We start from the raw sequence: 9,968 nt of genomic DNA, 5'->3' as shown, positions 1-9,968 counted from the left end.
GCAATGGATCGGCCTTGCCGCCCGCGATAGCCTGCGGCTCGAGGCCGGGCTCTGCCTGCATGGCCAGGATCTGACACCCGAGATCGATCCGGCGAGCGGCGGTTTGATGTGGGCGATCCCTAAGGAGCTCCGCGCTTCCGGTCACTTCATCGGCGCCGACGCGCTGCGCTCGATCCTCGAGCGCGGGCCGTCTCAGAAGCGGGTTGGCCTGAAGCCCGATGGTCGTCAGCCGGTGCGCGCCGGCGCCGCGCTTGTCGATGCCGACGGCAATGCGGCCGGCCACGTGACCTCGGGCGGCTTCGGCCCGTCGACGGGCCACCCGGTCGCCATGGGCTATGTCGACAATGCGCTGGCCAAGCCCGGCATCAGACTATTCGCCGACGTCCGCGCGACCAGGATCCCAATCGATGTCACTTCGCTGCCCTTCACGCCACATCGCTACCGCAAAGGATGATATTCCGATGGCAAATACCTATTTTACTGAGGATCATGAATGGCTGCGCGTCGAAGGCGGCGTCGCCACCATCGGCATCACCGACTATGCGCAGGAGCAGCTCGGCGATCTCGTCTTCGTCGAACTGCCGGAAATCGGCCGCAAGCTCGCGAAGGGCGACACTGCAGTAGTCGTCGAATCCGTCAAGGCGGCCTCTGACGTCTATGCGCCGGTCGACGGCGAGATCACCGAAGCCAACACAGCACTGTCGTCGGACCCTTCATTGGTCAATTCGGCGGCGACCGGCGATGGCTGGCTCTGGAAGATGAAGCTTTCCAACGCAAGCCAACTCGACAGCCTCATGGACGAGGCCGCCTACAAAGCCCATATCGGCTGATACCAGGATCTTGGAAATGACCGCAGCACCCATTCCTTTCTCGGCCCGTCACATCGGCCCCAGTGTCAACGATGTCAGGGCCATGCTCGCCACCATCGGCGTTCCGTCCGTCGAAACGCTGATCAGCCAGGCCGTGCCGAGATCGATCCGCCTCGACCTGCCGCTCAACCTGCCCACTCCGGCCAGCGAAGCCGAAGCACTGGCCGAATTGTCGGCGATGATGGTGAAGAACACGGTGCTGAAGAGCTTCATCGGCGCCGGTTATCACGGCGTCCATGTGCCGCCGGTCATCCAGCGCAACATGTTCGAGAACCCGGCCTGGTACACGGCCTACACGCCTTACCAAGCCGAGATCAGTCAGGGCCGGCTGGAGATGCTGTTCAATTTCCAGACCCTGGTTGCCGAGCTGACCGGCCTGCCGGTGGCGTCGGCATCGCTGCTCGACGAGGCCACCGCCGTTGCCGAAGCGGTCGGCATCGCACTGCGCCATCACCGCGACAAGCGCACCAAGGTGGCGCTTGCCGGCACGCCGCATCCGCAGACGCTCGATGTCGTGCGCACCCGCGCCGAACCGCTCGGCACCGAGGTCGACGGCGAGACCATCGACGACAACACCGCCGCCCTGCTCGTCTCCTGGCCGGACACTTTCGGCGTCTATGGCGACCACAAGGCGGCGATCGAGAAGGCCCGTGCCGCTGGCGCTCTGGTCGTCTTCATCGCCGACCCGCTCGCGCTTACGTTGACGGATGCGCCGGCCAAGCTCGGTGCCCACATCGCCGTCGGTCCGATGCAGCGCTTCGGCGTGCCGATGGGCTTTGGCGGCCCGCACGCGGCCTATTGCGCCGTCTCCGACAAGCTCACCCGTCTAATGCCCGGCCGCCTCGTCGGCCAGTCGACCGACAGCAAGGGCCGCCCGGGCTATCGCCTGGCGCTGCAGACGCGCGAGCAGCACATCCGCCGCGACAAGGCGACCTCCAATATCTGCACCGCGCAGGCGCTGCTCGCCAACATGGCGACGGCCTATGCGATCTGGCACGGTCCCGCCGGTTTGCAAGCGATCGCGGAGCGCGTCCACACTCTCGCCAACCGCCTTGCGGTGGGGCTGAAGACAGCGGGCGTGGCCGTTCTCGGAGCACATCGCTTCGACACTGTGACGGCGGAAGTGAAGGGCAAGGCAGCGGCAATAGCCGCCGCCGCCGAGAAGACTGGCCGGCTGCTGCGCGTCATCGATGCCGACCACGTCGGCATCGCCTTCGACGAGACCTCGACCGAAGCCGACCTCGAAGCGATCGCGGCGCTATTCGGCGCCAAGCCCGGCACGGTGGCAGCCGGCTCGATGCCCGGTAAGCGGCGCGGCAAGGAGTTCCTCACCCAGCCGGTTTTCCACGAGAACCACTCCGAGACCGAGATGATGCGCTTCCTGCGGCGGCTGGCCGACAAGGACCTCGCGCTGGACCGCGCCATGATCCCGCTCGGATCCTGCACCATGAAGCTCAACGCCGCCGCCGAGATGATGCCCGTGAGTTGGGTGAATGTCGCCAACCTGCATCCCTTCGCGCCGGCCAGCCATTCGGCCGGCTATCGGGCCATGGTCGGCGACCTGGAGGCTTGGCTGTCGGAGATCACCGGTTTCGACGCGGTCAGCCTGCAGCCCAATGCCGGCAGCCAGGGCGAATATGCCGGCCTGCTCGCCATCCGCGCCTATCACCGCGCGCGCGGCGAAGGCCACCGCACCGTGTGCCTTATCCCGTCCTCCGCGCATGGCACCAATCCGGCGAGCGCGGCGATGGCGGGAATGAGTGTCGTCGTCGTGCGCTGCGCCGAGGACGGCAGCATCGACATGGATGACATGCGGGCCAAGGCCAACGAGCATTCCAAGAACCTCGCGGCGCTGATGTTCACTTATCCCTCGACCCATGGCGTCTACGAGGAAGGCGCGCGCCATCTCTGCGCCCTGATCCACGAGCATGGCGGCCAGGTCTATTTCGACGGCGCCAACCTCAACGCCCTGGTCGGCCTCGCCCGCCCCGGCGATATCGGCGCCGACGTCTGCCACATGAATCTGCACAAGACCTTCTGCATCCCGCATGGCGGCGGTGGCCCGGGCGTCGGCCCGATCGGCGTCAGGGCGCATCTGAAACCCTATCTGCCGGGCCATGTCACGGAAGGTTCGGCGCATGCCGTCGCCGCCGCGCCCTTCGGCAGCGCTTCGATCCTGCCGATCACCTGGATGTATATCCGCATGATGGGCGGCTCCGGGCTGAAGCAGGCCACCGAGACGGCGATCGTTTCGGCCAACTATGTGGCGACGCGGCTCGCGCCGCATTTCCCCCTCCTCTACAAGGGCAGGAGCGATCGCATCGCCCATGAGTGCATTCTCGACACCCGCGTGCTCAAGGAGAGCGCCGGCATCAGCGTCGACGACATCGCCAAGCGCCTCATTGACTACGGCTTCCACGCCCCGACCATGTCGTTCCCGGTTGCCGGCACGCTGATGGTCGAGCCGACGGAATCCGAACCCAAGCGCGAACTCGACCGATTCTGCGAGGCGATGATTGCGATCGCCGGCGAGGCGGCGAAGGTGGCGAAGGGCGAATGGCCGCTGGACGACAACCCGCTGGTCAACGCCCCGCACACTGCCGCCGAGGCATTGGCAGGCGCATGGCCGCATCCATACTCGCGGATGGAAGCAGCCTACCCAGCGGATGACGTCGATCTGGCAGCAAAATACTGGCCGCCGGTTTCGCGCATCGACAATGTCGCCGGCGACCGCAACCTGGTCTGCTCCTGCCCGCCGCTGTCGGAATATCTCGGCGCCGCAGAGTAGACGGTCAGGGCAAGTTAGGCCGAGCGCAGGGCTGGCCCGCTATCGGGCTGGTCCTCCTGGCGTTGGGCGATCACGCGGTTTCGCCCGGCGCGCTTTGCGGCGTAGAGCGCGGCGTCCGCCTCAGCCAGCACCTCGTCCAGGGTCCGGCCATCGGGGGCGCCAAATCCCATGCCGCCGCTGACGCTGCTGCGCAACGGACCACGTTGAGTCGGAACGATTTCGGTGCCGAAAGCGACCCCGATCCTGCTTGCCATATCGTACGCCTTTTCCGGCGTCATGCGCGATAGGACGAGCGCGAACTCCTCACCGCCTAGCCGGAAGGCATCGACCCCGGCCCTGCCATATTTCTTGATCACCGCCGCGAAGCGGCAAAGCACCTGATCGCCGACGGGATGGCCGAAGACATCATTTGTGGTCTTGAAATGGTCGAGGTCGAACATCGCGATCGCCATGAACGGACCGAAGCTGCGACCGCCGTAAAGCTCGTTGAGCGCCCTGCGGTTCATCAGGCCGGTCAGCGGATCGGTCATCGTCGCGGCCTTGAGCTCGATCTGCGCCTGCAGATGGTGCAGCGAAAGCGTCAGCGCGCCGAAGCCGGTCATGCAGGCGACCGCGACGACGGAGTTCAACCGCTCCGCCCAGTTGTCGGGCGCGGCGCCTAGGACCCATTGCCCTTGCACCAGCAGCACCAGGCCGCACAGCGCGAAGGATATCCCGCAGGCGCCGCTGAGAAACGAAACGACGAGCAGTATTCGGCGGTCGTGATCGCCCTTCATCCAGAACATCGTTCCGATCGCGCCGAGCAGCGCCGTCACCGTCGAATAGGTGATCAGAAAGCCGACGCCATCGAAGCCGAAATAGGTGACGAGGGCGCAGGCCGCCATCGCTGCCAGCGCCGGCACGATGGCGCGGCGATAACTGCGGATGCCGAGATACTGCATCGCCGACAAACAGATGACGAGGAACCCCAGGCTGAGCAGGGCAAGCACCATCTGGCAGAGCCACGGGTTGGCGTCCTTGGTATAGCGCCAGAACAGGACGACATGGGCAACGAGCACGAGTATGCCGCAGGCGACCGTAAGCACGAAACGCGCCTGCGGCGCGGTGAGCCAGATCGCGAGCATCGTGACGCTGAGGCATGTGCCCGACAGCGCCGCCGCGAGCAGGAGCGAGCTGAAATCCAACATCTCTGAAGATCTGCCGTTGGGGAGACTCGTTGCTTCCTCAATGTAGGTTGTAGAGGCGTGGCGCAAACCCTTTTCGGCCGGTGTCCGCTGCTCGCTCGACAAAGGGTTTACAAAGCGTCGACATGTCCGCTGAAACTACGGCCCGGTTCCGCTGCGGGACGAGCCGGAAGCGGATCAGCTCTTGTCGAGCAGCGCTAGGTTGGCGTTGACCACGGTCTGGTCGGCGAGACCGGCCTTGGCTTCGAGCAGCAGCGCCCTTGCCTTCTTCTTGTTGCCGCGCAGGAGCTGGGAATAGCCCATATTGTTGACGATCTGCGGCTTGCGCCCGGCGACCCTCAGCAATTGCGCATAGGCGCGGTCGGCGAAGTCGAAGCGGCCGAGCTCGTCATAGGAGGCGGCAAGCCCCATCCAGGCTTCGGCATTGTCTGCCTTGAGCTCCACCGCTTTGCGGAAATGCTGTTCTGCGAGACCGAAATTCGCCTCCCGGAATTGCGCCTTGCCCTCCGTCAGGTCGGCGGCGCTGATATCCTTGGCCGTCGCCTGGATTGCGGTGGTCTTGGTCGTGTCGACGCTGCTGTTCGTAGTACAGCCGGTGATCATCAAGACGGCCGCCAATACCGCCGCTGCCGTGGAAAGTCTGTGACGCATGCCCTGCCCCGTCGCCCGATTTGCCGGGTCGTTCTTCAGCAAGGACCATACAGGAGAGCGATTAAGCTTCGGTGCCGAAATGCGCCTAAATTTCAGTTGCTTGCAAAGGATGCGTTAACCAGCACCGCCGGCCTCAGTGCGACGTCAGCCTTACCACGATCGGGATGATGGCGACCATCAGCACCACCGGCAGGATGCACACCGTCACCGGGACCGACATCTTGGCCGGCAAGGCATGCGCCTTCTCCTCGGCAAGCGACATGCGCTTGTGGCGCATTTCGTCGGAAAAGACACGCAGCGCTCCCGACAGGCTGGTGCCGAGCTCCTTGGACTGCTGCAGGAGCGTCGCGAAGGAGCGCACTTCGTCGAGGCTGAGGCGATCGGCGAGCGCCTTTAGTGCATCGTCGAGGCTGCGGCCGGCCCTCAACTCCAGCGACACCAGCTGCAGGTTTTGGCTGAGCGACGGATAGGTCCTGGCGAGTTCCTTCGAGACCCGCTCAATGCCGGCCTCCATGCTCATGCCCGCGTCGGAGCAGACGATCATCAAATCCATGAAGTCGGGAAAGCCATTGCGGTATTCGCGCATCTTTTCCCGCACCTTCTGCGTCAGCACCAGGCCGGGCAGGAAATAGCCAGCCGCTCCCGACAGGATGATGAAGGTCCAGCGGCTGGTCACGGTCGATTCGGCGCTGGCCGCCCAATGGTTGACCAGGAACGCCCCAAGCGCCATTCCGACCAGCGCGGCAAAACGGATCAGGAAGAACGTACCGACGGCGCGCGGCTCCATGTAACCGGCCTGGATGAGCTTCATGCGCAGTCGCGCGACATTCTCCGGATCGCTCTTGGCATAGAATTCCTGCGCCCGCCTCACCGCCTTCTCGCGCACGGCGTTCGCGTTTTTCCTGGGTGCCGGCTCGTGCTGCTCGATCGGCTGCGCCGCCTCGACCTTCAGCCGGCGCTTGACCTCGTTGCGGTCGCCCTGCGCGACGACCAGCGGCCAGGCCACCGCGCCGCCGCCCATCACCAGCAGCAGCACAGCCACCGGCATCAGCGATGTCGGCGCTAGCGAGGCAAGGAAGCGGATGACCTCGTCCATTTCAGAACCTGAAATTCGACATCTTGAACATGATGGTATTGCCGAGCAGGAGCCACAGGATCGAGCCGCCCAGCATGTACCAGGTCTTCGGTATCCCCCACACCTCGCGGTAGAATTGCGGCATCAGCACCATGATGGCGGTGAACAGAAGCACCGGCACGGCGGTCAGGATATAGGCCGACATGCGGCCTTCGGTCGAAATGGCGCGCACCTTGCGCCGCAGCTTGCCGCGCTCGCGGATGGTCGACGACAGGCCGTCGAGGATCTCGCGCAGATTGCCGCCGGAGCTGCTCTGGATCGAGACTGCGGTGACGAACAGCGGCAGGTCCTCATGGCCGACGCGATCGAACAGGTTGTTGAGCGCTGAAACCAGGTCCGAGCCATAAGTCACTTCGTCGGCCACGACGCCGAACTCGGTGCCGATCGGATCGGCCATCTCGCGCGCCACCATCGCGATCGCCACCGGCACCGGGTGGCCGGCCTTGAGGCCGCGCGTGATCAGCTCCAGCGCTTCCGGCAATTGCATGCCGAAGCGCTTAAGCCGGCGCTTGCGCAGAAAACGCATCGCCATAACCGGCAAGACCGGCACCAGCACAGGAAGCAGGACCAGCCCGAACAGCAAAGGCAGGCCGTACCAGACGGCGAAAAGCGCCAGAGTGAACGCTGTCCCCGACGTGATCGTGAGGAACTTGGGCATCGGCATGATCATGCCGGACTGCGTGCGCAAGGCGCGAAAGCGATCGAAAGAAAGGAGGGGCGTGCCCTCTTCCATGCCGCGCTCCTTGCGCAGCTGGATCAGCACCTGCTCCTGGCTGATCTTGTTCTCCGCCAGCTTCATGCGGCGATTGATCGCCGTGCGCTTGTCGCTGCGGCCGGCATAGAGCAGGTAGCAGCCTTCGGCGATCATGATGCCGGTGAGCGCCGCCGCCGCGTAGACGGCATAGATCGGGCTGAATCCCTCGAGCACCGGCTACTCCTGCGGCCGGCCGGGTTCGAAATACTTGCCCGGAAATTCGATGCCCATGTTGCGCAGGTCCTCGAGGAAGCGCGGTCGGATGCCCGTCGCCTCGAAATGGCCGACGATCTTGCCGTCCGCCTCCATGCCGGTGCGCACGAAGCGGAATATCTCCTGCATCTGGATGACGTCGCCTTCCATGCCCGTCACCTCGGCGACGCTGGTCACCTTGCGCTTGCCGTCGGACAGGCGCGTCAGCTGCACGATGATGTCGATGGCGCTCGCGATCTGGCTGCGGATCGACTGCACCGTCATCGGCATTCCGGTCATGCCGAGCATTTGTTCGAGGCGCGATATGGCGTCGCGCGGCGTGTTGGCGTGGATGGTCGCCATCGACCCTTCATGGCCGGTGTTCATCGCCTGCAGCATGTCGAAGGCCTCCTCGCCGCGGCACTCGCCAAGGATGACGCGGTCGGGCCGCATGCGCAGCGCGTTCTTGACCAGATCGCGCTGCTTCAGCTCGCCATGACCCTCGATGTTTGCCGGGCGCGTCTCCATGCGCGCGACATGCGGCTGCTGCAGCTGCAACTCGGCGGCGTCCTCGATGGTGATCAGGCGCTCGTCCTCGGGAATGAAGGCCGACAAGGCATTGAGCATCGTCGTCTTGCCGGTTCCGGTGCCGCCGGAGATGATCGTCGTCTTGCGCGCATGCACGGCCGCCGCCAGCACCTCGGCCATGTTCTGGGTGATTGCGCCGAACTCTACCAGTTTGTGCAGGCCGAGCTTGTTCTTGGAGAATTTGCGGATCGACACCAGCGGCCCGTCGACGCCGACCGGCCTGATCGCGGCGTTGAAACGCGAGCCGTCGAGCATGCGGGCGTCGACCATCGGCTGCGATTCATCGACGCGACGGCCGACGGCCGCGACGATTTTATTAATGATCCGAAGCAGATGCGCCTCGTCCTTGAACGGGATATGGACCTGCTGCAGCTTGCCTCGCTTTTCGACGAAGCAGTTCTGATGACCGTTGATCAGGATATCGTTGATCTCCGGATCCTTAAGCAGCGGCTCCAGCGGGCCGAGACCCACCATCTCGTCGACGATGTCGTCCACCAGCGCGTCGAGCTCGGCGGTGTTGATCGCCATCCGCTCCTGACGGGTCTTTTCCGAGACGAACTCATGCACCTGGCGGCGCATTTCGTCTTTGGGCAGCCGCTCCAGCGCGACGAGGTTGATTTCTTCGAGCAGCATGCGGTGGATGCGCACGCGCGCGTCGAGCACCTTGTTGGCGCTCTTTGCGGGTGCTGCTTCCGGCTTCGGCGGCGCCGGCTTGCGGGTCGTCGGAATGACCACGGCGTGATGCGCAACGGGCGCGGGTTCGGGCGCCCGCAGCGGACGGACATCGCGATTCTGCAGGTTGGAGAAGCGGCTGCTCATCCTGCTTTCCTCTTCAGGAGGCCCCTGCCGAGGCCGAACAGCGACTTCGATTTTGCCGTCGTTGCCACCGCCTCCTCGGGCAGGATGATTTTCTTCAGGTCATTGACGACATTGGCGTTCGGATCGATGTCGTGCAGCGGCACGCCGCGGTCGACGGCCTCGCGCACCAGCCGGTAGTTGTTGGAGATGCCGCCGACGAAGTGCTCGCCGAGGATATCCTGGACGTCGGCCTGCTTGATGCCGCTGTCGAACATCTTCTGCTCGAAACGGTTGACGATGACGTTCGGCTTCACTTCCTTGCCGGCCGTCTCGTAGATGGCCTGGATGAGACGCTGCGTGTGGCGCAGGCAAGGCACCGTCATCTCGGCCACGATATAGAGCTTGTTGGAGCCGAGCAGCACCGTCTCGGTCCACGGGAACCAGGTGCGCGGCATGTCGATGACGACATTGTCGAAATAGGCCGAGACGAGGTCGAGCATGCGCACCACGACATCGGTCTTGAACGAGCGCATTTCCGAAGGGCGCGTCGGCGCCGCCAGCACGCAGAGCCCGCTTGCATGCTTGGACAGCATGACGTCCAGCAGCTGCCGGTCGAGACGTTCGGGCTGGTTCTCGATTTCGGTGATGTCGAAGCGCGGTTCGAGGTCGAGATATTCGGCGCAGGCGCCTTGCTGGAAATTGAGGTCGACCACGCAGGTCGAGGCGCCGCGCGTCACCGAATGGTGCAGCTGGAAGGCGGTCTGCAGGGCAAGCGTGGTGGTGCCGACACCACCGGCGGCCGGCATGAAGGTGTAGATTTGCGATTCGGAGTTTTCCTCCCGCCCCGGCCCCTGCAGCGCGCGAATGACGGAACGCACCAGATCGGCGGTGGTGATCGGCTTCACCAGGAAGTCGGCGACCTGGAGCTGCACCAGGATGCGCACCGCCGCCGCATTGAATTCCTGCGTGACGACGACCACCGGGACGCGGCCTTCGATCCGGCGCATGA

9 protein-coding genes are annotated in these 9,968 nt (G+C 64.6%); 3 read left to right on the top strand and 6 right to left on the bottom strand.

Annotated features, from left to right (window positions below):
* The 3 genes from EOA49_RS27140 to gcvP form a co-directional block, all read left to right on the top strand.
* Positions 1–454, top strand: a 454-nt coding sequence (locus tag EOA49_RS27140) for a glycine cleavage T C-terminal barrel domain-containing protein (protein WP_281058463.1), incomplete at its 5' end; no start/stop codon positions are given.
* A gap of 7 nt (positions 455–461) precedes the next feature.
* Entirely contained in the window at positions 462–830 is a 369-nt protein-coding gene (gene gcvH / locus EOA49_RS27135) for a glycine cleavage system protein GcvH (protein ID WP_127241724.1), read from the top strand.
* A gap of 16 nt (positions 831–846) precedes the next feature.
* The gene (gene gcvP / locus EOA49_RS27130; protein ID WP_127243453.1) at positions 847–3,657 is read left to right on the top strand and encodes an aminomethyl-transferring glycine dehydrogenase; all 2,811 of its coding nucleotides are present in this window, start codon (positions 847–849) and stop codon (positions 3,655–3,657) included.
* A 14-nt stretch (positions 3,658–3,671) separates the two neighbouring features.
* On the opposite strand, the gene EOA49_RS27125 is transcribed toward gcvP, so the two are convergent.
* The 6 genes from EOA49_RS27125 to EOA49_RS27100 form a co-directional block, all read right to left on the bottom strand.
* Positions 3,672–4,844 (bottom strand): GGDEF domain-containing protein, encoded by a 1,173-nt coding sequence (locus EOA49_RS27125; RefSeq protein ID WP_127216323.1) that lies wholly within the window; start codon positions 4,842–4,844, stop codon positions 3,672–3,674.
* Positions 4,845–5,018: 174 nt separating this feature from the next.
* Positions 5,019–5,492: a hypothetical protein gene (locus EOA49_RS27120; RefSeq protein ID WP_095802255.1), complete on the bottom strand. Its 474-nt coding sequence runs from the start codon at positions 5,490–5,492 to the stop codon at positions 5,019–5,021.
* A 133-nt stretch (positions 5,493–5,625) separates the two neighbouring features.
* A complete protein-coding gene (locus tag EOA49_RS27115) occupies positions 5,626–6,588 on the bottom strand; it encodes a type II secretion system F family protein (RefSeq protein ID WP_067328072.1) in 963 nt (320 codons plus the stop codon).
* A 1-nt stretch (position 6,589) separates the two neighbouring features.
* The gene (locus tag EOA49_RS27110) at positions 6,590–7,555 is read right to left on the bottom strand and encodes a type II secretion system F family protein (protein ID WP_067328069.1); all 966 of its coding nucleotides are present in this window, start codon (positions 7,553–7,555) and stop codon (positions 6,590–6,592) included.
* A 3-nt stretch (positions 7,556–7,558) separates the two neighbouring features.
* The gene (locus EOA49_RS27105) at positions 7,559–8,980 is read right to left on the bottom strand and encodes a CpaF family protein (RefSeq protein ID WP_067000192.1); all 1,422 of its coding nucleotides are present in this window, start codon (positions 8,978–8,980) and stop codon (positions 7,559–7,561) included.
* The coding region (locus EOA49_RS27100; RefSeq protein WP_127243452.1) for a response regulator/pilus assembly protein at positions 8,977–9,968 on the bottom strand (992 nt) is incomplete at its 5' end. The genes EOA49_RS27100 and EOA49_RS27105, both read right to left, overlap by 4 nt.

The sequence above is a fragment of the Mesorhizobium sp. M1A.F.Ca.IN.020.04.1.1 genome (genome assembly GCF_003997315.1).
In the GTDB taxonomy this organism is placed as follows: Bacteria; Pseudomonadota; Alphaproteobacteria; order Rhizobiales; family Rhizobiaceae; genus Mesorhizobium.
This window is presented reverse-complemented; position numbering and strand designations above follow the sequence as displayed.

Coding starts and splice junctions, on each gene's coding strand:
- gcvH (WP_127241724.1), top strand. CDS start 462: ATGGCAAATACCTATTTTACTGAGGATCATGAATGGCTGCGCGTCGAA.
- gcvP (WP_127243453.1), top strand. CDS start 847: ATGACCGCAGCACCCATTCCTTTCTCGGCCCGTCACATCGGCCCCAGT.
- EOA49_RS27125 (WP_127216323.1), bottom strand. CDS start 4,844: ATGTTGGATTTCAGCTCGCTCCTGCTCGCGGCGGCGCTGTCGGGCACA.
- EOA49_RS27120 (WP_095802255.1), bottom strand. CDS start 5,492: ATGCGTCACAGACTTTCCACGGCAGCGGCGGTATTGGCGGCCGTCTTG.
- EOA49_RS27115 (WP_067328072.1), bottom strand. CDS start 6,588: ATGGACGAGGTCATCCGCTTCCTTGCCTCGCTAGCGCCGACATCGCTG.
- EOA49_RS27105 (WP_067000192.1), bottom strand. CDS start 8,980: ATGAGCAGCCGCTTCTCCAACCTGCAGAATCGCGATGTCCGTCCGCTG.